Genomic DNA, 22837 nt, shown 5'->3' with positions numbered 1-22837 from the left:
GGTCGGGGGACGCTGGGGGCATGACGACGACAGTGTTTCCCACGGTGTCCTTCGCCGACCCCCGCGCGGGCGTGGCGTTCCTGGAGGCGATCGGCTTCACGCCGGTGGCGCTCTATTGGTCGGAGAGCGACCCGGCCCTCCTCGACCACGGCGAGTTCGCCTGGCGCGGCACCGGCGCCCTGATGTGCGGGTCTGCGGCGCGGGAGGCCCCCGGCGCGTACGAGCGTCGGGTCGGGACCGCCTCGATCTACTGCGTGGTCGCGACGGACGCAGACGTGGACGACGTCTACGCCCGGGCCCTCGCTGCCGGCGCGACCGAGGCGTTGGCCCCGGCGGACCAGGACTACGGCGGCCGCAGCGCGACCGTGCGGGACGCCGAGGGCAATCAGTGGAGCTTCGGGTCGTACGCCGGGGCGGCTGGCGCTTCCGACTGAGACCAGCGCCAGCTCCCAGGCCGCGGTCGCCCGCCAGCAGCATCCGACAGGCGTGGCGCCGTTCAGAGAGCGGCGCTGCGCCAGAACCGTTTTCGGAGTTCACCGGGGAGTAGGCTCCCCGTTCACGAAAACCACGGACGGCATGGCGGTGAGCGACGATGAGTGACCTGGGACCCGAGGTCGGCGGCGGATTCCTCCCGAACCTGGCGAGTCGGGGCGAGGCGGATGAGGCCTCGCCTCGCGACCCCGACGAGTGGGCCGACGACCGTCAGCCCGGCGAGCCCGCGGAGCCGCTCATTCGCGCCTCGGCCGACGCCTGAGACCCGGAGGCTTGCCGCCTGGGGCTCAGCGCGTCCCGGTCGGCGCCGACAGGCTCCGCGCGCCCTGGAGCAGGCTGCAGCCCGTGGCCGCGACCGCGGTCACCCCGGCGAGGACGAGCAGGCCGGAGGCGTCGATCAGGATCCCCACGACGAAGAGCACGGCGGCGGCCACGGCGAGCGCGCCCGCCTCGAACGAGATGTAGTCCCGGGGGTCGAGGCCCACCCGCTGGGTGGCCGGCTGCGCGTCGTTCAGGGGCGCCGCGGTCGCGGCGGTGGGGGCGTCGAGAAGGTCGGGCATGGAAGGTCCTTCCTGTCGCGCAGGAAGGCACGACGGCGCATCCTGCACGGCCGTCGTGCGCCCGGATCGGGCGACGTATTGCGTTGTCGAATCGATTCGTTCGACAGGCTCAATGATCCTCTTCCGGTGCGGCCCGCGCAAATTCGGCCATTTCGTCGATGCCCGCGGCGGGTGCCGTGGGTACCCTGACGCAGTGACCGCTCGTCCGTCGGTGCTGGTGGTGGAGGACGACGCCGCCATCGCCGGCCTGCTGTCGTTGCGGTTGCAGGGCGCCGGCTACGACGTACGGCACACTCCGCACGGCGAAGCCGTCCCCACCCTCACGGCCGAGCGGCGGCCTTCCGTGATCCTCCTCGACATCGGGCTGCCCGGCATCGACGGCATCGAGGTCTGCCGGCGGCTGCGGGCCAAGGGCGACTGGACCCCCGTCGTCTTCCTGACGGCCCGCGACGACGAGGTCGACCGCGTTCTCGGCCTGGAGCTCGGCGCCGACGACTATGTGACCAAGCCGTTCTCGCCGCGGGAGGTGCTGGCGCGGGTGGCGGCCCTGATCCGCCGGTCGAGCCTGCCGCCGAGCCACGAGCCGGCGACCGGCGGCGACGGCCTCCTCACGGCCGCGGGCGTCAGCCTCGACCGGCGTACCCGCGTCGTCCTCGTCGACGACACCGAGGTCGAGTTCACCGCGCGCGAGTTCGACCTGCTCGCCTACCTGCTCCTCGCTCCCGGGCAGGTCTTCAGCCGAGGTCAGCTGCTCCGGGACGTGTGGGGCTCTCGGCGAGGCTCCCTCGCTGACGGACCTGGACAACGGCGACCTCAAGGCGACCACGGATTTCCGGGCGGTGTACGCCGAGCTGGTCCGCCGGTTGCTCGGGGCGGACCCCGGCCGGGTCGTGCCGGGCGCTCCCGCGGAGCTCGGCGTCCTGGCCTGACCCCTCCGGTGGTCCGACCCTTCGCGGATGCGGCGGTCGCTCGCGCTCACGGGTGTGGTTGCCGCTCACGGGTGGGGCTGCGGCTCGCGGTTGCGGTTGTCGCTCGCGGTTGTGGTTGTCGCCACCACCGTGAGCGCTACCCACAACCGTCAGGGGGAGTGGGACCGGCAGGGCGGCACCGCCGCGGCCTCCCGCTCGCCGGACCGGCCGATCGACACAATGCGACCATGACCGCACTCACGCCGCCGCGTGTCGTCGTCGTCACGGGCGCCGGCTCCGGGCTGGGCCGGGCGATGGCCGTCGCCCTGGTGTTCGGGGGCCACAGCGTGGTCCTGGCCGGCCGACGCGAGGACCCGCTGCAGGAGACGATCGCCGTCGCGGCGCAGGAGGCCGCCGACCGCGGCGTACCGCTTGATCTGGCCGACCGCATGCTCGCCGTACCCGCCGACGTGACCCGTCCGGAGCAGGTGGCGGCGTTGTTCGACGCGACGATCGGCCGGTACGGGCGCGTCGACGTCCTCGTCAACAACGCCGGCGGGTGGGCGGCGCCCGGCTCGGCCGACGAGCTTTCGGTCGAGGACTGGCAGGCGGCGGTGACCGGCAACCTGACCGGCCCGTTCCTGGCGGCCGCCGAGGCGATGCGCCGGATGAAGGCCCAGGACCCCCGCGGTGGCCGGATCGTCAACAACGGCTCGATCTCGGCGCACGTCCCGCGCCCGCGCAGCGCCGCCTACACGATCACCAAGCACGCCATCACGGGCCTGACCAGGTCGATCGAGCTCGACGGCCGGGGGTTCATGATCCGGTGCACCCAGCTCGACATCGGCAACGCCGCCACGGACATGACCGCGCGGATGGCCGACGGTGTACCCCAGCCCGACGGGTCCGTACGGCCCGAACCCACCTTCGACCCGGCGCACGTGGGGCGGTTGGTCCGCTACGTGGTGGAGCTCCCGCTGGAGGTCACCCTCCCGTACGTCACCATCGCCGCCGCCGAGATGCCCTGGCTCGCGCGCGGATGACCCGCGCCTCAACCGGCCGCCGCACCCGCGGGGGCGCCTCCGGGGCCGGTTTCCCCCCGCGTTAGCGTGGGTGCGTCAGGTACGGCGAGACGGCGGCGGCGTGAAGGTGCTCGCGGCGCGCAAGGAGGCGACACGATGACGGGGCAGGTCAGCGAGCATCCCTACCGTGGCTTCACCCCCCGCGCGGGCGTCTACAGCATCACCTGTCGGCCGACGGGCCGGATGTACGTCGGGTGCACCGACCATCTCGTCGGCGCCATGAACGGCCACCGGTTCAACCTGTCCAACGGCATGCACCCCAACCGGGAACTTCAGGCGGACTGGGACGCGTACGGCGACGGCGCGTTCGACTTCAACATCCACGACGAGCTGGCGAGCGACGACCTGGCCGCCCCGGCCGATCGGATGGGCCGGGAGCTTGAAGCGCTGCGCGACCTCTGGGTCGACCAGCTCGGCCTGGACGAGGGCACGACGTACTGACGTCCGGTATCCCAAGGGCCGTGCTTGGCATGATCTGTGGGGTGCGCGTCATTGCGCCATCGAGCCCGGTCCGGTCAGGATGGCTGCGTGGAGCCGATGGTCGTGGTCGCGTATGACGGCGTGCAACCCATCGACGTCGTCGGACCGTACGAGGCCTTCGCCTTCGCCAACGATGCCCTGACGAGACGGGGCGAGGCTCCGGCGTACGACCTGTCCATCGTCGGCCCGACGCGCGAGGTGACGGGCGGCTCGGGGGTGCGGCTCGGCGCCGACCCGCTCGGGGAGCACGGCCCGGTTCAGGGCGGCACGCTGCTCATCCCGGGAGGGCGGGGCGCGCGGGGGCCGGTTGCGCCCGAGCTGACGGACTGGCTGGCGCGGGCGCGGCCGCGCCGGCTGCTGGTGGTCTGCACGGGCGCCTATCTCGCGGCGGACGCGGGCCTGATCGGCGGCCCCATGGGCTTCGGTGGCTGCCGGGTGACGACGCACTGGAAGTACGCCGACGACCTCGCCCACGCCCACCCCGGCCTTCGGGTCGACCCCGAACCGGTCTGGCTTCGCGACGGCAACGTGTGGAGCTCCGGGGGCATCACCGCGGGCCTCGATCTCGCCGTGGCCGTGATCGGGCACGATCTGGGCGCCGCGATCGCCCAAGACGTGGCGCGCACGCTGGTGATGTACGTCCAGCGACCCGGCAACCAGTCCCAGTTCGCCGAGCCCGTCTGGGTGGAGCGCGCCAACGATGACCGGATTCGGGCGGTCGAGCGTGCGATGGCCGCGCGCCCCGGCGACGACCACAGCGTCGGCGCGCTCGCCGCCCGCGCCGGCATGTCCCCGCGCCATTTCCAGCGCCTGTTCTCCGCTCAGACGGGGCGCCCAGTGGGGGCGTACCTCGCTGACCTGCGCCTCGGCGCGGCGGAACGCCTGCTCACCCAGACCGACCATCCCACGCCGACCGTGGCGCGGCTGGCCGGCTTCGGCTCGGAGGAGTCGATGCGCCGGGTCTTCACCAGCCAGTTGGGGGTCGCGCCCACGGCGTACCGCTCCCGATTCCACCCCGCCACCGAGCACTGAGCACACCAAGGACGCGCCCGTGACCCCTCTCTCTGCCCCCACCGACCGGCGGCCCGCCTGGCGACACCGCGCGTGGCTGGTCGCCGCGGTGACGCTGGGCGCCCTCGTGGCGGGCTCGTCGTTCCGCTCCTCCACGGGCGTGCTGATGGAACCGCTGGAGCGCGAGTTCGGCTGGTCCCGGACCGTCACCTCCGGGGCCGTCACCGTGAACCTGCTGTTTTACGGGCTGACCGCCCCGTTCGCGGCGGCCATCATGGAGCGGTTCGGGGTACGTCGGGTGGTGACCGCCGCCCTGGTCTTCGTGGGCCTGGGAAGCGGGCTGACGTGTGTGATGACCGCGGCGTGGCAGCTCTACCTGCTCTGGGGCCTGTTCATCGGCGCCGGGACCGGCTGCACCGCCCTCGTGTTCGGCGCGATCGTGGCGAACCGCTGGTTCGCTACCCACCGGGGCCTCGTGACGGGGATCTTCTCCGCCGCGAACGCCCTGGGGCAGCTCGCGTTTCTCCCGCTGATCGCGGCGGCCGCGGAGGGCCCGGGGTGGCGCTTCGCCGCCGCGGTGGTGGCGGTCCTCGCGCTGGCGTTGGCGCCCCTCGTGTGGTTCCTGCTGCATGACTACCCGCACGAGGTGGGCGTCGAGCCGTACGGCGCCGCCGCCACGCCCAGCTCGGTTCCCGGCCCGCCCGACACCGGCGTGGCCGACCGGGCGAACACTGACCACGCCGAGCCGCACGACGCGCCCGACCCGGCCCTCGATGCGGTCGGGGTGACCACGGATCTGCCGGCGCCCCCGCAGGTCGAGGCGGCCCGCGGTCCGGCCCGCGTCGCGCTGCACACGCTGCGCGAGGCCCGCGACAGCTGGGCGTTCTGGGTGTTGGCGGGGACGTTCTTCGTCTGCGGCTGGAGCACCAACGGGCTGATCCAGACCCATTTCGTGCCCGCGGCGCACGACCACGGCATGCCCGCCACGACGGCGGCCGGGCTGCTCGCCGTCGTCGGCGTCTTCGATGTGGTGGGGACCGTCGCTTCCGGCTGGCTCACCGACCGGGTGGACTCGCGGCTGCTGCTCTGGGCGTACTACGGGCTGCGCGGCCTCTCGCTGATCGGGCTGCCCTGGTTGTGGGCGCCGGACGTCCAGCCGGGCATGTGGGCGTTCATCATCTTCTACGGCCTGGACTGGGTGGCGACCGTGCCGCCGACGCTGGCGCTGTGCCGGCAGCACTTCGGCATCGAGCGGTCCGGGATCGTGTTCGGCTGGGTGTTCGCCGCGCACATGATCGGCGCGGCCGCCGGGGCTAGCGTCGCCGGCTGGATCCGGGAGGCCCACGGCGACTACCGGCTGGCCTGGTGGGCGGCGGGGTTGCTCTGCGCGGCGGCCGCCGCGAGCGTGTTCACGATCCGCAAGCCTGAGGTCCCCGCCCGAGCCGAACGGGTGCCGGAGCCGGTCTGAGCGCGGGGCGCCGGACCCGGTCTGAGCCCGGCCGGAACTAGCGGTCGCGAACGGATCGCGGGCCGGCCACCCCCACACCGAGCCCGCCCAGCCGGGCGATCAGACCCCGGTCCGCGCTGGCCAGGGTCACCGTCGTCCCCTCGGCGACCAGCTGGGTGCACGTCGCCACGATCTGGTCGTCGCCGCTACCTGGGGCATGCACGGTGCGCACGGCGGCCGTCTGGCCCTCGGGCACCCCGCGCCGCGCCTGTCCCTCGACGACCAGCACCACCTCGTCGTACGGCAGCGTCCCGCCGGTGTGATCCGATCGAGCAGGCCGGCGTGCAGCCGCGCGGTCGCGCCCGGACGGTCCCGCCACCAGCCGTCGGGCACATCGCCGACGACATTGGCGGCGTCGACGACCAGCACCCGTCGCGCGGCCTCCATGGCGCGCCAGTCTGCCCGACCGCGGCATCGCTGCACACGACTGCGAGAATGGCGCGGACCGCATCCGCCGTCCCCCAGGAGGCCCGATGTGCCGCAATATCCGGCCGCTGCACAACCTCACCCCGCCGGCGACCAGCGCGGAGGTCCATGACGCGGCGCTGCAATATGTCCGCAAGATCGCGGGCAGCCGCACCCCGAGCCGGGCCAACCAGACGGCGTACGACGAGGCCGTGACGGCTATCACCCTGGCGAGCCAGGCCCTCCTGGACAGCCTGAGCACCTCGGCCCCGCCGCGCACCCGCGAACAGCTCGCCGACCAGGCCCGAGCCCGCTACGTGCGCCGTACCGGCGGATCTGTCATAACTTCGTACCATGGTACGAAGTTATGACGGGCTGGGTGACTGGCTGGTGACCGCACTCTCCGGCATTGGCACGCGGCCTGTGTCGCGCCTCACCCGCAAACCGTGAACGTGCGCTCACGCGCCTTGGTTATGGTCACTTGCATGAGGCAACGATCCGAGTCGGAAGCCATCCGCGACGTACTCGAGCAACTGATGGTCCGCTTCCCGGACGTGCCGCCCGAGGTGGTCGAGGCCGCCGTACGGACCGAGCACCAGGCCCTCGACGGTCCCATTCGCGACTTCATCCCCCTGCTCGTCCAGAAGCACGCCGGGCGCCGCCTGGCGAGCCTGGTACCCGCCGCCGGCTAGCCCAGCCGCCACCCACCGCCCCTGTCGGGTGGCCTACGCGGCCGGTAGGTTCGGGCGCATGAGCGCCGCCGAGTACGACCGTTGCCAGGCCCCCTTCATGGCCGTCGTCGACGCCCTCGCGCCGACCGACTGGTCCCGGCCCTCGCCGTGCGCCGGCTGGACCGCCGCCGACGTCCTCGCCCACGTCATCGACACCCAACGCGACGTGATGATGCGCGCGGGTCACGACCTGGGGCTGCCCCCCGACCTCGCCGATCCGCCCATCGGGTGGCGCACGCACGCCGAGGCCGTCGCCCGCTACCTGGCCGATCCGGTTGTGGCGGATCAGGAGGTGCCCTCGATGGGCGGTACGTCGACGCTCGGCGAGGTCATGACCCGGTTCTACGGGTTCGACATGCTCGTGCACCGCTGGGACCTGGCCCGGGCCGCGGGCCGCGACGCCGCCTGGACCGACGCCGAGCTCGACGCCATCGAAGCCGCGCTGGACGGGTTCGGCGAGCACCTGTATGGCGAGGGCATTTGCGCACCCGCCGTACCCGTTCCCGACGACGCCCCGCGCGCCGACCGCCTGCTCGCGCGGATGGGTCGCGACCCGCGCTGGGCGCCCGCGTCGTGACGCTCGACGCGCTGCTACCGGGCCTGTCGGCCCGTCCCGAGGCACGGCTGACGGTCGCGGGGGAGTCGATGTCGTACGCCGAGGCCGGCGGGGTGGCCCTGGCGCTCGGCGGGCGGCTCCGCGCGCTGGGCGCGGACCGGGTCGCCGTCCTGGCCCAGCCCACTCTCGACACCGTGCTGGCGGTCGTGGGCATCCTGGCCGGCGGACTCACGGCGGTGCCAGTCCCCAAGGACGCCGGCGCGACCGAGCTGGCGCACATCCTGGCCGATTCCGCCGTGTCCCACTGGGTCGGGCCGGCACCGGAACCGGGCACGGCGGCCGCGGCGGCGGGTGGCGCGCTGCCCGTCGTGCCGGTTCGTGGGGTTCCCACTGGAGTGCCGACGACGCCCGGCTTACCCGCCGCCCCGGACCCTGAAGCGATCGCGATGATCCTCTACACCTCGGGCACGACCGGCCTGCCGAAGGGCGTCCAGCTCTCCCGGCGCGCGATCGCCGCCGGCCTGGACGGGGTGGCCGACGCCTGGGGATGGACGGCCGCCGACACCCTCGTGCACGGGCTGCCGCTGTTCCACGTCCACGGGTTGATCGTCGGCTGCCTCGGCCCGCTGCGGGTCGGCGGGTCGCTGATCCACCCGGGTCGGCCGACCCCCGAGAGTTACGCCGACGCCGTCGAATCCGCGCTGGCCCAGGGCGCGAGCGCGATGTGCTTCGGCGTACCGACGATCTGGGGCCGCATCGCCGCCGAGCCCGCCGCCGTCCGCCGGCTCGCCCCCGCGCGGCTCCTGGTGAGCGGGTCGGCGCCGCTGCCCGTGCCGGTCTTCGAGCGGATGCGCGAGCTGACGGGTCAGGAGATGGTGGAGCGGTACGGGATGACGGAGACGCTGCTTACGGTCAGCGCCCGGCACGACGGTCCCCGGGTCGCCGGGCACGTGGGCTGGCCGGTGGCGGGGGTGCAGACCCGGCTGCGCGACGAGCACGGCGCCGCGGTGCCCTCCGACGGCGAGGCGGTCGGGCGGCTGGAGGTGCGGGGACGGTCGCTGTTCAGCGGGTACCTGAACCGCCCCGACGCCACCGCCGAATCCTTTACGGCCGATGGTTGGTTCGTGACCGGCGACGTAGCGACGATCGGTCCGGATGGAAACCACCGCATCGTCGGCCGCGAGTCGGTGGACCTGATCAAGTCCGGGGGCTACCGCATCGGCGCCGGCGAGATCGAGACGTTCCTGCTCGGGCAGCCGGGGGTCGCGGAGGTCGCCGTCATCGGCGAAGCGGACGACGACCTGGGGCAACGGATCGTGGCGTACGTCGTGCCGGCCGACGCGACCGACCCGCCCGACGGCGACCGGTTGGCCCAGGCCGTGGCCGACGGGCTGAGCGTGCACAAGCGCCCCCGTGAGGTGCGCTTCGTCGCGTCCCTGCCGCGCAACGAGATGGGCAAGGTCCAAAAGAAGCAGCTGCTGCAGCCCTGACTGGCGGGGTCACCCCGCTCGTCCAGGCTGGCGGGCCCAGCCCTGATCTCCGGTGCGTCAGCCCGCGGCTACCGCCACCTCGCGGCGCTCGACCGAGCTGATCCGGGCGGCGTCGATCACGGCCAGCGTGTGAACCGCCTCCTCGGGGTCGACGGGCATGGCCGCCTGCCGCGCGGCGTACCCCTCCGGGCCCGCCGGACAGGCCTTCAGAGCCGCCGCCACCCCCCGGTAGAAATCCGCCGCCCCGTCGGCGGCACGGTCGGGGAGTGGCGCGGGGCGGCGCGTCGCCCCCGCCACCACCCAGCCCGAGGATCCCGGTGCGTCGCGCAGGTCCGGATAGGCCCCCTCGTCCTCGAAGTCGTCCCAGACGTACGCCGCACGGGTGCCCACGGCCCGCAACCGCGGCCCCGGGGCAGGCTGCACCGACGAGACCCACAGCACCGACGTCGCCCCGCCAGCGCTACCGTCCGCGTCGCCACCAACCTCGTCGCCGCCACGGTCGCCAACCCCGCCGCCCGCGCCGCCGCCAACCCCGCCGCCCGCGTGGCGACAGAACAGCACGGCGTCGTCGTCGGCGGTGGTCGTCACCGACGCCACCTGCGCCGTCACGCTCGTGACGGGGCCGAGCACCTGCACCGCCAGGTCCACCACGTGGCTGCCCAGGTCCAGCAGCACGCCGCCGCCGGCCTGCCACGGCGAGTCCTCGCGCCACCGGTGCCGCGGCTCCGGCCGCCACCGCTCGTACCGCATTTCCAACCGCCGCACCGTCCCCAATTCCCCGCCGGCCAGCAGCGCCCCGAGCGCGCGCGGGCCCTCGTCGTACCGCCGGTTCTGGTACACCGTCAGCGGCACCCGCGCCGTCCGCGCCGTCGCCACCAGCGCCGCCGCGGAAGCCGCCTCGCACGCCAGCGGCTTGTCGACGACGCAAGGCAACCCCGCGTCGAGCACCGCCCTGACGTGCTCCGCGTGCAGGCCCGTCGGGGTGGCCAAAACCACCAGGTCAACCCCCAGAGCGGGCGCCGTCGCCAGCATTGCGAGCAGGTCGGGCACCACCCGCACGCCGGGCCAATCCGCCTCGGCCTGCGCCATCCGCGCGGGGTCGCCGGTGGCGGCGAGCACGACCTGGGCGCCGGCGGCCCGGAGGAACGGGGCGTGGATGCTGCGGGCGTAGGCGTACCCGGCGAGTGCGACGCGCATGGGCCCCAGCTTGACCCGTCGCACCGGACCGCGCCACGCCGACGCGGGGATCGAACCCTCGCTCGCCAGGCTGGAGGCACCGGTTTCGGGCAAACTGGGCCGGTGGCGAACAGTGGCAGTCCCTCCCCGCGCAGCGCGGCGACGACCATCCCCTGGCAGGAGGGTGATCCGATCCGGGCGGATCTGTTCAGCCCCGAACGGTTCGAGGAGCACGCGGTCTCGCTGGCCGACGGCCACACGACCGTACGCCGTCCGCCGCGCGTCAAGACCCTGTTGGCGCGGCTGAACGACGACGCGTTGGCGCTGACCAAGGCGTACGACGTGCTCAACCACGACATCGCCGAGAAGCGCGCCCTGACCCCCGCGGGGGAGTGGCTGGTCGACAACTTCCACCTGGTCGAGCGGCACATCCGCCAGATCCGGCTCGGGCTGCCGGGCAACGCCCTGGACGACCTGCCCCGGCTCGGCAGTGGCTTCCTGGAGGGCTACCCACGGGTCTTTGCCATCGCGTGGGCGTACGTCGCGCACAGCGACTCGGTGTTCGACCCGATGCTGCTGGCCCGCTTCGTTCGGGCGTACGAATCACGCAAGGCCCTGACCGTGGCCGAGCTGAGCGCGCTGCCGCTGATGCTGAGCCTGGTCCTCATCGAGAACATGCGGCGCCTCTCCGACAGCCTCGCCGACAGCTCCCGCCAGTTGGCGGCGGCCGACGCGGCGGCCGACCGGCTCCTGGGCCTCGGCCCGGACGCGCATGGTCCCGCCGAGGCGTCCCAGGTGCTGCCCAACGGCCTGACCGGCCAGGGCCGCACCTTCGTCGTGCGGCTGATGCGCCGCCTGACCGGCACCAACCTGGACGAGACGCTCGCCTGGCTGGACAACGACCTGGAGTCGCGCGGCCTGGAGCCCTCGGCGCTGGTCCACGAGGAGCACCAGCTCGTGGCGCGCGACTCGGTCACGATGCGCAACATCTTCCAGAGCCTGCGCCTCATCAACGACGTGTCGTGGAGCGAGTGGTTCGAGAGCGTCTCGCTCATCGAGCGCGAGCTGCGTACCAACCCGGACTACGCCGCCCTCGACGCTGCCAGCCGCGGGCTCTACCGGCAGGCCGTCGAGGAGCTGGCCCGCGGCTCCCGGCAGAACGAGATCGACGTCACCCGGGCGGTGCTGCAGCAGAGCGCCTATTCGTCCGACGAGGTGCGCCAGGACGTCGGCTACTGGCTGATCGACGAGGGCCGCCCCACCTTCGAGGCGCGGCTCGGCTACCGGCCGGATCGTCACCAGCGCGTCGTGCGGCTGATGCGCGGCGCCGGGCTGCCCGGCTACCTGGGCGCGCTCACCGTCCTGACGCTGGCCATGTCCGTGCTCGCGACGTACGTCATGTGGCGCCTGGTCGACCCCGCCGTCGGGGTGCCGGGCCTCGGCACGCACCGGTTCGGGTCGCTGCCGCCCACCTGGACCCTCATCGCCGCGGTGCTGCTCGGCCTGCCCGCCAGCGACCTGGCCCTGAGCATCGTCAACTACTGGTCGACCCGCCTCATGCCCGAGACTCCGCTGCCGGGGCTGGCGCTGACCCGCGGGGTGCCGGAACGGCTGCGGACCCTCGTCGTCATCCCGACGATGATCACCTCTCCGGAGGGCGTCGATGAGCTGGTCTCGGACCTGGAGGTGCACTACCTCGCCAACAAGGACCAGGAGCTGTACTTCGGCGCCGCCACCGACTGGAAGGACGCCGACGCGGAGATCCTGGACGGCGACGAGGCCCTGCTGCAGCGGGCCGTCGACGGGATCAACCAGCTCAACGGCCAGTACGGCGACCGCTTCCTCCTCTTCCACCGCCCGCGCCGCTGGAACCCCAGTGAGGGCAAGTGGATGGGCTGGGAACGCAAGCGCGGCAAGCTCGAGCAGCTCAACCACCTGCTCCAGGGCGACCAGAGCAACGACATGGAGGTCAAGGCCGGCCGGCTGCCGGGGCCGTTCCGCTACGTCGTGACCCTCGACTCCGACACCCGGCTGCCGCGCGAGTCCGTGCGCCAGCTCGTCGGCAAGATGGCCCACCCGCTCAACGTGGCGCGCCTGCACCCCTCGGGGCAGGTCCTGCGCGGCTACGGCATCCTGCAGCCGCGGGTCAGCCCCTCCCTGCCGTTGGCGGAGGAGAGCTCGACGTACCAGCGGATCTTCTCCACCCCGCAGGGCACCAACCCCTACGCGACGACGGTCTCCGACGTCTACCAGGACCTCTTCGACGAGGGCTCGTTCTCCGGCAAGGGCATCTACGACCTGGCGGCGGTCACCGCGGCCTGGGAGGGGCGCATCCCGGAGAACACGCTGCTGTCCCACGACCTGCTCGAGGGCAACTACGCCCGGTCCGGCATGGCCACCGACGTCGAGGTCGTCGAGGCCTACCCGACCAGCTACTTCGTCGCCTCCCGGCGCGACCACCGCTGGATCCGCGGCGACTGGCAGCTGCTGCCCTGGATCCTGTTCCGGCGCCAGGGTATCAACGGCCTCGGCCTGTGGAAGATGATCGACAACCTGCGGCGCTCCCTCGTCCCGATCGCGGTCGTCGTCGGCATCATCACGCTGCTCGCCCTGCTGCCGCCGCTGGCGGCCTGCGTGGCGATCTTCGCGCTGCTCGCGGCGTACTTCATCCCGCCGCTGTTCTCGCTGCCCGCCGCCCTGAGCCGGCGCGAGAAGGGCGTGATCCGCTCCAGCTACTTGGGCGCGGTCATGGAGGACGCCCGCGACGGCATCATCCTCGGCCTCACCAACACGGTGCTGCTCGCGCACCGGGCGACCCTGTGCCTCGACGCCATCTTCCGGACGATGTTCCGCCTGCTGGTCTCCCGCAAGCACCTGCTGGAATGGACCACCGCCGCCGCGTCCGCGGCCGCGAACAAGAACACGTTGCGGTTCTTCACCCGCGCCATGGCGGTCGGCCTGATCCCGGCGTTCATCCTGCTCGCCGTGGCGATCTGGCGCGGCCCGTGGTCGCTGCTCGTGGCCGCTCCGCTGGTCCTGGCCTGGCTCGCGGCGCCCCTGGTGGCCTGGCTCATCAGCCGCCCGCACTCCTCGACCGACCTGCACGCCTCGCCCGACGACCTGCGCTCGCTGCGGCTGGTCGCCCGCCGGACCTGGCACTTCTTCGAGACCTTCGTGGGCCCGAGCGAGAACCACCTGCCGCCGGACAACTTCCAGGAGGCGCCGGTCCCGGTCGTGGCGCACCGCACCTCCCCGACCAACATCGGGCTCTACATGCTCGTCTGCGTGGCCGCGGCCGACAACGGCTGGATCGGCGCGGAGGAGGCCGTGACCCGCATCGAGGGCACGCTGGAGACCGTCGACCGGCTGGAGAAGCACAAGGGGCACCTGCTCAACTGGTACGACACCCAGAGCCTCGTCCCGCTGCCCCCGGCGTACGTCTCCTCCGTCGACTCCGGCAACTTCGCCGGCCACCTCATCGCGCTGCGCCAGTCCTGCCTGGACTGGGTCGGCGGCATCAAGACCCCCGGCGTGGACCGCGTCGAGGGCGTCCGCGACACGCTCGGCGTCCTGCGGCAGGTGCTGGAGGAGCAAGAGACCGTACGTCGCATCGGCGCGCCCGGCATCGCCCGCATCGAGGAGGCCGTCTCGACCGTGGAGCGGGCCCTGGAGCCCGGCTCCGACGGCGAGGTCAACCTGGCCCGGGCGGCCGACATGGCCACCGCGCTCGTCGAGGTCGTCGGCGCGACCGACCCGGACCACCGCACCGGCGACCCGCACGACCCGGCCGGGGCGGGCACCCCCACCGCCTGGGCGCAGGCCGTGGCCCGCGCGGTGGTCGGCCTGCGCGCCGACCGGCTGCCCGACGGCGAGCGGTCCGCGCTCGACGGGCGGCTCATGGACATCGCCCGCCGCTGCACCGAGCTGGCCAACGCACACGACTTCAAGTTCCTCGTCGACCCGCGCCGCGGCCTGCTCTCGATCGGCTACCACGTGCCCGACGCGCAGCTGGACGACAGCTGCTACGACCTGCTCGCCTCCGAGGCGCGGCTGGCCAGCTTCTTCGCCATCGCCAAGGGCGACGTCAAGACCCGCCACTGGGTCATGCTCGGGCGGCCGCTGTGCGCGGCCGGCGGCGGCGCGGCGCTCGCGTCCTGGTCGGGCTCGATGTTCGAGTACCTGATGCCCGGCCTCGTCATGCGCCAGCCCTCGACCGGCCTGCTCGCCAAGACGATGCGGCTGGTCGTGCGGGCGCAGATGAGCTACGCGTCCCGCTTCGACATCCCGTGGGGCATTTCGGAGTCGGCGTACAACGCCCGCGACCCGCAGCACACCTACCAATACAGCCCGTTCGGCGTCCCCGACCTCGGCCTGGTGCGCGGGCTCTCGGACAATCTCGTCATCGCGCCGTACGCCACCGGCCTCGCCGCGATGGTCGACCCCGGCGACGCCGCGGCGAACTACGACCGGCTGCGGGGCCTCGGGGCGCGTGGGCCGTTCGGCTTCTACGAGGCCGTCGACTTCACCGGGGCGCGCCTGCCGCAGGGCGAGAAGTACGCCGTCGTGCAGTGCTACATGGCCCACCACCACGGCATGACCCTGCTCGCGATCCACAACGCCGTCCACGACGGGCTGATGCGGGAGCGGTTCCACGCCGAGCCGATGATCGCGGCCTGCGAGCTGCTGCTGCAGGAGCGGGCGCCGCGCTATGTGCCGGTGTCCCCGAAGAAGACCCGCGAGCAGGGACTGCGGACCGGCCGCGACGCGATGATGGCGCCGACCGAGCGCGCCTACATCGGCAGCTCGGCCTTCTCCCCGGCCGTGCACCACCTGTCCAACGGCCGGCTCTCCCTCACGCTCACCCCGGCGGGCGGCAGCCAACTGCGTTGGAACGGCAACGCGCTCACCCGCTGGCGGGTCGACCGCAGCACCGAGCAGCTCGGCGACTTCGTCTACCTGCGCGACGACGAGACGGGCCGGTACTGGTCCGCGACCGGCATGCCGGTCCGCGGCGCCACCGGCGAATACGAGGTGCGGTTCAACCAGGACAGCGCGATCTACCGGCGGCATCGCGGCACGATCACGTCGATCCTCGACTGGCGCGTGTCGCCGGAGTCGGACGTCGCCGTACGCCGGGTGACGTTGACCAACGAGGGCGACGACGCCCGCACGATCACGCTGGCCAGCTACGCCGAGCTCGTGCTGGGCGCCGCTGCCGACGACGACGCCCACCCGGTGTTCAGCCGGATGTTCGTGCACACGGAGTACGACCCGGGCCTCGGCGCGATCATCGCCTACCGTCGGCCGCGCGCCTCGGGGGCTCCCAATGTCTGGCTGGGCCACATGCTCGTCGTGGAGACCCCGCTGGCCCGGCGGGGCACCCCCGACGCGGCGAGCGTGGTGGAGGCCCCCGAGGTGGGGCCGCTGGTGCCGCAGACCAACCGCCGAGCGTTCCTCGGCCGCGGCGGCAGCACCCGCGCGCCGGCCGCGATGGAGAACGGCTGGCCCTACAGCGACGGTCGCGCCGTCGGCGCCGACGACCCGGAGGCCCTCGGCTACACCCTCGACCCGATCGCCGCGCTGGGCCAGCGCGTCTCGGTGCCGCCCGGCGGGCGGGTCCGGGTGTTCCTGTGGACCGCTGCGGCGGCCACCCGGGAAGACCTGGTCCGGCTGCTGGATCAGCACCGACAGACCTCGGCGTACGAGCGCATCGCCTCGCTGGGCTGGACCGAGGCCCAGATCCAGCTGCGCTACCTGGGTGTGGCGGCCGACGAGGCCGACCAGTTCCAGACGCTCGCCGGGCACGTGCTCTACCCGCACCCAGTGCTGCGTCCCGACGAGCAGCTGATGATCCGCTCGGCCGCGCCGCAGAGCTCGCTGTGGCCGTTGGGGATCTCCGGCGACCTGCCGATCGTGCTGGTCAACATCGCCGACGGCAGCGAGCTGCCGCTGGTGCGGCAGATGGTCCGGGCGTTCGAGTTCTGGCGGCTGCGCCGGTTCGCGGTCGACCTCGTGGTCGTCAACCTGCACTCCACGAGCTACGCCGAGGACCTGCAGCAGCGCCTGGAACACCTGGTGGTGTCGATCCAGCCGCGGACCGGGTCGCCGGACTCGACCGGGCGCATCTTCCTGCTGCGTGCCGACCAGACCGACCCAGAGGTGCTCGCCTCGCTGACGGCGGCCGCCCGGGTCGTCCTCGACGCGCGCCGCGGCGACCTCGCCGCGCAGCTCCCGCTCGCGGCGTCGGCGACGCTGCCCGCGGAGCCCGCCACCGAGACCAGGGCGGTTGGCGCAGGGACGGGCGCCACCGCGCGTCCCGCCGCCCTGCCGGCGGTCCTGCCCGCCGCGCGGTCCGCGGCAAGCCCGGCCCGGCGCCCCGCGCCCGAGATCCCGCCGACCCCCGTCCCGGACCCGCTGCTGTTCTTCAACAGCTACGGCGGGTTCGCCGCCGACGGCAGCGAATACGTCACGGTCCTGGAGGAGGGCCGGCACACCCCGGCGCCGTGGACCAACGTCGTGGCCAACCCGACGTTCGGCTTCCACGCCACGGCCGAGGGGGCCGGCTACACCTGGTGGCGCAACAGCCGGGACAACCAGATCACGCCGTGGGGCAACGACCCGGTCAGCGCCCCCGTTTGCGAGGTCGTCTACGTCCGCGACGACGAGTCCGGCACCGTGCTCTCGCCGATGGCGGGGGCGATCGGCACCGGCCGGCACGTCGTCCACCACGGGTTCGGCTACACCCGCTACCGGCACCACCGGGCCGGGCTGGAGCTGGACCTGACCCAGTACGTCGCGGGCGACGACCCCGTCAAGGTGTCCTGGCTCAAGATCCGCAACGCCACCGGCACGGCGCGGACGGTCACGATCACGTCGTACGCCGACCTGCTCCTCGGCTTCAAGCGCGACGACGGGCCGCGGCACCTGCTCACCGAGGTCGACCGGGCCACCGGTGCGCTGTTCGTGCGTAACCCGTGGAGTACGGCGTTCGCGGACCAGGTCGTCGCCTTCGACATGGGCGGGCGCCAGGATTCACTGACCGCCGCCCGGCGCGAGGTCCTCGGGCTGCACGGCGACCTGACGGCCCCGCGGGCCGTGATGCTCGGCGAGAAGCTGGCCGGCCGGGTCGGCGCCGGGTTCGACCCGTGCGCCGCGCTGCAGGGCACCTTCACGATCGGGGCGGGCGAGACGCTGTCCGTGCCGATGACGATGTGCGCCGCCACCGACGCCGACGGCGCCCGGCGACTGGTGCAGGCCTACCGCGCCGCCGACCCCGGCGAGACGCTGGAGACGGTGCGGGCGAGCTGGCGGCACCGGCTCGGCAAGGTCGCGGTGCGCACCCCGGACCGCGCGTTCGACCTCATGATGAACGGCTGGCTGCTCTATCAGACCCTGGCCTGCCGGCTGTTCGCGCGGTCGGGCTACTACCAGACGTCCGGTGCCTACGGCTTCCGCGACCAGCTGCAGGACTCGATGGCGACGCTCCTCGTCGACCCGGGCCCGGCGCGGGAGCACCTGCTGCGTGCCGCGTCGCGCCAGTTCGTCGAGGGCGACGTGCAGCACTGGTGGCTGCCGGCCACCGGCGCCGGCGTACGGACCCGCATCTCCGACGACGTCGTCTGGCTCGTCCACGCGACGGCGCACTACCTGCGGGTGACCGGCGACGTCGCCGTGCTGGACGAGCAGGTCCCCTTCCTCGTCGGCCCGACCCTCGAGGACGACCAGCACGAGAACTTCTTCACCCCGGAGCGGTCGCGGCGCACCGCCTCGCTGCAGGATCACGTCATCCTTGCGCTGCAGCGCGCCTTCACGGCGGGCGTGCACGGCCTGCCGCTGATGGGCTGCGGCGACTGGAACGACGGGATGAACCGCGTCGGCGAGCGCGGCAAGGGCGAGAGCGTCTGGCTGGGCTGGTTCCTGCACAAGACGATCTCCGACATCATGCCGACGCTCTCGGAGCGGGCCCCGCAGCTCGCCGAGCACGCGAAGGCCTACCAGCGCAAACTCCTGGAAGCACTGGAGGGGCACGGCTGGGACGGCGACTGGTACCGGCGCGGCTACTTCGACGACGGCACCCCGCTGGGGTCGAAGGCCCGCACCGAATGCCGCATCGACGCCATCGCCCAGAGCTGGGCGGCGCTGTCCGGCGCGGCCAAGCCGGAGCGCGCGTTGAGCGCGATGCGGCAGGTCGACGAGCACCTGATCATGACCGAAGAGAAGGTCGCCCGCCTGTTCACGCCCCCGTTCGAGACCTCCGACCCCGACCCGGGCTACGTGCGGGCCTACCCGCCGGGCGTCAGGGAGAACGGCGGGCAATACACGCACGGCGCCCTCTGGTCGATCTTCGCCAACGCCGCCCTGGGGCGGCAGGACCGGGCGGGCGAGCTGTTCTCGCTGATCAACCCCATCAATCACGCCCTCGACGGGGACGCGGCGGACGTCTACCGCACCGAGCCGTACGTCATCGCCGCGGACGTCTACTCCGTCGAACCGTACGTCGGGCGCGGCGGCTGGACCTGGTACACGGGCAGCTCCGGCTGGATGTTCCGGGCCGGGCTCGAAGGCATCCTCGGCGTGCGGCGGATGGAGGACCGCCTGGTCCTCGACCCGAGCCTGCCGGGCGCCTGGACGACGGCCAGTGTCACCTACCGGCATGGCGGCGCGACGTACGAGATCACCATCGACGCCAAGGGCCAGGCCCCGCGGCGGGTGACGGCGATCGAGGTCGACGGCGTACGGCGGGCCGGGTCGCGCACCGTGCAGCTCGTGGACGACGGCGAGACCCACAAGGTGACGGTCCTGCTGGAACACGCCCCCGAGCTGGAGGCCGTGCTGCGGCGCCTGGAGGAGGGCCCGGACGGGGACGAGTGATGGCTGGTCATCGGCACACCTACGACGTCGTGGTGACCTGGACCGGGAACCGCGGCCCGGGGACCACGACGTACGCCGGGTACGGCCGCGACCACGAGGTGACCGCCGCCGCGGGCCTGCCGGGCGGGCCGCCCGTGCTCCTGGGCAGCGCGGACCCGGCGTTCCGGGGCGATCCGACGCGGTGGAACCCGGAGCAGCTGCTGGTCGCGGCGCTGAGTCAATGCCACATGTTGTGGTACCTGCACCTGGCCGCGGCCTCGGGCGTGGTCGTCACGGCGTACGAGGATCGCGCCCACGGGGTGATGGTGACGGACGCCTCGGGCGGCGGCCGGTTCGAGCGGGTCGCGCTGCGTCCGGTCGTCACCCTGGCGGCCTCGAACGAGGGGGGTGACGCGGCCGACGCGCGCGAGGCTGGCGACGCGCCCCGCTCTCCCGATGCGCCCCCCTCTCCCGATGTGCAGGCGCGGGCGCTACTCGCCCACGAGGAAGCGCACGAGCGCTGCTTCGTCGCGAATTCGGTGAACTTCCCCGTCGTGGTCGACCCGCAGCTCCGCTGGGACTGAGGTCCGGCGGGGTTAGTTCTCGACCAGCTTGGCGAGGCGTTCGAGGGTGGCCGCCATGGCCTTCTCGTACCGCGCGGCCTGGCCGGTCCGCTCCATGATCGGCCCGACGACACCGGCCTGCGACAGGTCGTAGGACTCCCGCACCAGCGTGCCGTCCTCGCGCGGCTCGACCTCGTACCGCCAGATCTGTCCGCCCGCGACGCGTCGGCCGGCGAGCTCGCTGGAGGTGGCCCACGCGATGCGGCGGCCCTCCTCGAACTCGACCACGTCGTTCACCGAGCGGTACGGGAACGGCCCCACCTTCTGGGCCATCGTGAAGCGGACGCCGGGGGCGAGCCGTCCCGGCCCGTGCGGGGTGCCCTTGACCATCCCAGAGCCGTCGAAGTCGGCGTGCCGGAACGGGTTGGCGATGACGTCGAAGATGAGATCGGAGTCGGCGTGGATGAGGCGTTCGACGCTGCGCGTCGCGGGGCTCGTCATGGCGACCAGGCTATCCGCGTGCCTTAACGTGGCGGCCGTGAGTCCGTCGCCGATCCACCGCCTCTACGCCTCGGCGCCCCTCCTGTTGTGCCTGGCCATCCTCGGCTGGTCGGGCAACTTCGTGGTGGGGCGACTGGTCGGCGGAACCGTCCCCCCGATCCAACTGTCCTTCCTGCGTTGGACGATCGCGACGGCGCTGCTGACGCCGTTGGCGTGGCGGGGGGTGCGGGCGGACACCGGCGAGTTGCGGGCGCGCTGGAAGACCGTGCTGGTGTTGGCGGTGACCGGGATCGCCATCTTCAACACGTTCGTCTACCGGGGGCTGGAGACCACCACGGTCGTGAACGGGGTGCTGTTGCAGTCGGTGTGCCCCGTCCTCATCGTGCTCCTGACGCTCGCCGCGCACCGGGAGCGGCCGCACCTGGCGCAGCTCGCCGGGCTGGTCGTCTCGCTGCTCGGCGTGTGGCTCGTGGTCTCCCAGGGGCGGGTGATCGGCGGCGCGGGTTTGTCGGCCAACGCCGGGGATGCCTGGATCCTGGCGGCCGTCGCGGCGTACGCCGTCTACACCGTCGTGCTGCGCGACAAACCGGCGGTCCGGCCGCTGACGCTGCTGGTGACGACGTTCGGGCTGGGGGCGCTCATGGTGGCGCCGTTCGCGGCGGCCGAGCTGGCCGGGGGGCGGGCGGTGCGGGCGACGCCGGGGGCGCTGGCGGCGGTCGCGTACGTCGGGGTCATCCCCTCCATCGTTTCGTTCTTCTGCTTCAACCGCGGCGTGGAGCTGATGGGCGCCTCGCGGGCCGGGCAGTTCATCCACCTGATGCCCGTGTTCGGGGCGGCCCTGGCGTTCCTGTTCGTAGGGGAACGATTGGCCTGGTACCACCTGCTCGGCGGTGCCGTTATCGGGTGTGGCATCTGGCTGTCGGGGCGGCAGATCAGTGGCGGCAATCCGGCGGACAAGGAGTCGGTGGGCGGCCCGGCGGGCGACTGAGTCCCCAGCCCGCAGGCCCCCTCGCGCGCGGGCCCGGCGCACCCGGCATGCTGGAGGGGTGACCGACTACAACACCGAACAGCCGCTGCGCGCGGACGTCGACGCGATGCGCGGCCCGGCGGTCGTGGCGTTCGGCACCGACTGGTGCGGCTACTGCCTCGCGGCCGAGCGCCACATCGCGCCCGCCCTGGCCGCGCACCCCGACGTCCCCGTGCTGTCGGTCGAGGACGGGCCGGGTCGGCCCCTGGGCCGGTCCTACCGGGTCAAGCTCTGGCCGACGCTGATCTTCCTGCGCGACGGGGTCGAGGTGGAGCGGCTGGTGCGGCCCACGGATCGGGGCAGCGTGGACCGCGCGCTGGCCGCCATCACCGAGCCGTCCTGATCACCGCGCCGGGCTGACACGAGAGCGCAAGCGAAGCGTTATCCACAGGCCGACCGTTCGTGACCTGCCCTTTTGGTGCCATGGCACCCTTTGCGCAGGTCGTGAGCGGTCAGTGGGGGGCAGGGGTGGTGACCGAGTCGTGAGCGATCACTTGGAGCGCTTTGCGCACCACCTCGAGCGCGGGGCTCTCGCCCGCGCTCGCCCGCCAGGCCGCCTCGACGCTGCGGGTGGGGGCCGGGTCAACCGGCAGCGCCACGAGGCCGGGCGGCAGTGGCGGCCGGGCCAGGCGCGGCACGAGGGCGATGCCGCCGCCGGCCGCGACCAGCGCCAGCTGGGTGGAGAAGTCGTCGATGCGATGCCGGACCAGGGGCTGCGGGGTGCCGGCGAAGAGCCGCTGAAACCAGTCGTGACACGCCGTACCCGGCGGGCTCGTCACCCACGCGTCGCCCTGCAGGTCCGGCGCGGCGACGCGGGCGCGGCCGGCCAGCGGATGGTCCTCGCGCACGATGACGTCGCCGACGTCGAGCAGGATCAGGTCGGTGCGCAGCTGCCGGCGTACGTTCGTCTCGCCCGCGCCCGCCGCCCCCGTCCACGCGGGCAGGGCCGCGGAGTCGTGCAGGATCGCGAGGTCCGCGGCGCCGGAGGCCAGGGCCGCGGCGGCCTCCGCGGGGTCGGCCTCGGTGAGGGCCAGGTGGAGAGTGGGATGGCGTACGGCGAGCGCGGCCAGACACGGCGCCACCAGGCCCCGGATCGCCGTCGAGAAGGCGACCAACCGCACCGTCCCGGTGGGCTTGGCCGCCCGGGCGAGCGCGCCCTGCGTCGCGCGCTCCATCGCCGCGAAGACGTCGGGTGCCGCGGCGCTGAGGGATTCGCCGGCCGGGGTGAGCACCACGCCGCGGCCCGCGCGGGCCAGCAGGGGTACCCCGATCTGAGCCTCCAGCCGCTTGACCTGCTGCGAGACGGCCGACGGGGTGAAGCCCAGCGCGTCCGCCGCGCCCGCCACGGAGCCGACCTCGGCGATGACGCTCAGGGCGCGGAGCGCGGCGGGATCGAGCATGTCCCGACGATAACCGGGCCCCGCTCGATCATGAAGCGTTCGTACCGAATAACGAGCGAAATCCATCGCTAGACCTGAGCAATCCTGTGGGGCAGGCT

Annotated in this window: 18 protein-coding genes and 1 pseudogene; 14 read left to right on the top strand and 5 right to left on the bottom strand. The window is 73.2% G+C overall.

Annotated elements, in window-relative coordinates:
* The first annotated feature begins 20 nt into the window (after window positions 1–20).
* Window positions 21–434 (top strand): glyoxalase, encoded by a 414-nt coding sequence (locus IPK37_05625; protein QQS01880.1) that lies wholly within the window; start codon window positions 21–23, stop codon window positions 432–434.
* A 158-nt stretch (window positions 435–592) separates the two neighbouring features.
* On the top strand, window positions 593–754 hold the full coding sequence (locus tag IPK37_05620; GenBank protein ID QQS01879.1) for a hypothetical protein: 162 nt from the start codon (window positions 593–595) through the stop codon (window positions 752–754).
* A gap of 25 nt (window positions 755–779) precedes the next feature.
* On the opposite strand, the gene IPK37_05615 is transcribed toward IPK37_05620, so the two are convergent.
* Window positions 780–1052 carry a hypothetical protein gene (locus IPK37_05615; GenBank protein QQS01878.1) on the bottom strand — a complete coding sequence of 91 codons (273 nt, stop codon included), beginning with the start codon at window positions 1050–1052 and terminating at the stop codon, window positions 780–782.
* Between the two features lie 193 nt (window positions 1053–1245).
* Between IPK37_05615 and IPK37_05610 the strand changes: the two genes are divergently transcribed.
* The 4 genes from IPK37_05610 to IPK37_05595 all read left to right on the top strand — a co-directional run bounded on the left by IPK37_05610 (window position 1246) and on the right by IPK37_05595 (window position 6001).
* Window positions 1246–3003 (top strand): SDR family NAD(P)-dependent oxidoreductase, encoded by a 1758-nt coding sequence (locus IPK37_05610; GenBank protein ID QQS01877.1) that lies wholly within the window; start codon window positions 1246–1248, stop codon window positions 3001–3003.
* Window positions 3004–3138: 135 nt separating this feature from the next.
* On the top strand, window positions 3139–3483 hold the full coding sequence (locus IPK37_05605) for a GIY-YIG nuclease family protein (GenBank protein ID QQS01876.1): 345 nt from the start codon (window positions 3139–3141) through the stop codon (window positions 3481–3483).
* An 87-nt stretch (window positions 3484–3570) separates the two neighbouring features.
* Complete coding sequence (locus IPK37_05600; GenBank protein ID QQS01875.1) at window positions 3571–4554, top strand: helix-turn-helix domain-containing protein; 984 nt, start codon at window positions 3571–3573, stop codon at window positions 4552–4554.
* Window positions 4555–4573: 19 nt separating this feature from the next.
* Window positions 4574–6001: an MFS transporter gene (locus tag IPK37_05595; GenBank protein ID QQS01874.1), complete on the top strand. Its 1428-nt coding sequence runs from the start codon at window positions 4574–4576 to the stop codon at window positions 5999–6001.
* A 37-nt stretch (window positions 6002–6038) separates the two neighbouring features.
* On the opposite strand, the pseudogene IPK37_05590 reads toward IPK37_05595, so the two are convergent.
* Window positions 6039–6427: pseudogene (locus tag IPK37_05590) on the bottom strand (hypothetical protein).
* Window positions 6428–6513: 86 nt separating this feature from the next.
* Here IPK37_05590 and IPK37_05585 point away from each other — a divergent pair.
* The 4 genes from IPK37_05585 (at window position 6514) to IPK37_05570 (ending at window position 9222) form a co-directional block, all read left to right on the top strand.
* Window positions 6514–6816, top strand: a complete 303-nt coding sequence (locus IPK37_05585; GenBank protein ID QQS01873.1) for a DUF2277 domain-containing protein — start codon at window positions 6514–6516, stop codon at window positions 6814–6816.
* Window positions 6817–6930: 114 nt separating this feature from the next.
* Window positions 6931–7137 (top strand): hypothetical protein, encoded by a 207-nt coding sequence (locus IPK37_05580; GenBank protein QQS01872.1) that lies wholly within the window; start codon window positions 6931–6933, stop codon window positions 7135–7137.
* 58 nt (window positions 7138–7195) lie between these two features.
* Window positions 7196–7753, top strand: a complete 558-nt coding sequence (locus IPK37_05575; protein QQS01871.1) for a TIGR03086 family protein — start codon at window positions 7196–7198, stop codon at window positions 7751–7753.
* Between the two features lie 68 nt (window positions 7754–7821).
* Entirely contained in the window at window positions 7822–9222 is a 1401-nt protein-coding gene (locus IPK37_05570) for an acyl-CoA synthetase (GenBank protein ID QQS02691.1), read from the top strand.
* Between the two features lie 57 nt (window positions 9223–9279).
* Here the strand turns inward: IPK37_05570 and IPK37_05565 are convergent, their stop codons facing one another.
* On the bottom strand, window positions 9280–10419 hold the full coding sequence (locus IPK37_05565; GenBank protein QQS01870.1) for a Gfo/Idh/MocA family oxidoreductase: 1140 nt from the start codon (window positions 10417–10419) through the stop codon (window positions 9280–9282).
* A 102-nt stretch (window positions 10420–10521) separates the two neighbouring features.
* Between IPK37_05565 and IPK37_05560 the strand changes: the two genes are divergently transcribed.
* Together IPK37_05560 and IPK37_05555 are read left to right on the top strand one after the other, a co-directional pair.
* A complete protein-coding gene (locus tag IPK37_05560) occupies window positions 10522–19269 on the top strand; it encodes a glycosyl transferase (GenBank protein QQS01869.1) in 8748 nt (2915 codons plus the stop codon).
* On the top strand, window positions 19269–19832 hold the full coding sequence (locus tag IPK37_05555; GenBank protein QQS01868.1) for an OsmC family protein: 564 nt from the start codon (window positions 19269–19271) through the stop codon (window positions 19830–19832). The genes IPK37_05560 and IPK37_05555 overlap by 1 nt, the downstream gene beginning before the upstream one ends.
* 12 nt (window positions 19833–19844) lie before the next feature.
* Here the strand turns inward: IPK37_05555 and IPK37_05550 are convergent, their stop codons facing one another.
* Window positions 19845–20312 (bottom strand): SRPBCC family protein, encoded by a 468-nt coding sequence (locus IPK37_05550; protein QQS01867.1) that lies wholly within the window; start codon window positions 20310–20312, stop codon window positions 19845–19847.
* Between the two features lie 37 nt (window positions 20313–20349).
* Here IPK37_05550 and IPK37_05545 point away from each other — a divergent pair, with 37 nt between their 5' ends.
* Together IPK37_05545 and IPK37_05540 are read left to right on the top strand one after the other, a co-directional pair.
* Entirely contained in the window at window positions 20350–21300 is a 951-nt protein-coding gene (locus IPK37_05545; GenBank protein QQS01866.1) for a DMT family transporter, read from the top strand.
* A complete protein-coding gene (locus IPK37_05540) occupies window positions 21257–21682 on the top strand; it encodes a thioredoxin family protein (GenBank protein QQS02690.1) in 426 nt (141 codons plus the stop codon). The genes IPK37_05545 and IPK37_05540 overlap by 44 nt, the downstream gene beginning before the upstream one ends.
* 109 nt (window positions 21683–21791) lie before the next feature.
* On the opposite strand, the gene IPK37_05535 is transcribed toward IPK37_05540, so the two are convergent.
* Complete coding sequence (locus tag IPK37_05535) at window positions 21792–22739, bottom strand: LysR family transcriptional regulator (GenBank protein QQS01865.1); 948 nt, start codon at window positions 22737–22739, stop codon at window positions 21792–21794.
* Window positions 22740–22837 lie beyond the last annotated feature (98 nt).

This window comes from Austwickia sp., from assembly GCA_016699675.1.
GTDB lineage: Bacteria > Actinomycetota > Actinomycetes > Actinomycetales > Dermatophilaceae > Austwickia.
The sequence above is the reverse complement of the archived record's forward strand: the minus strand, read 5'-3'. Positions and strand labels throughout refer to the sequence as shown.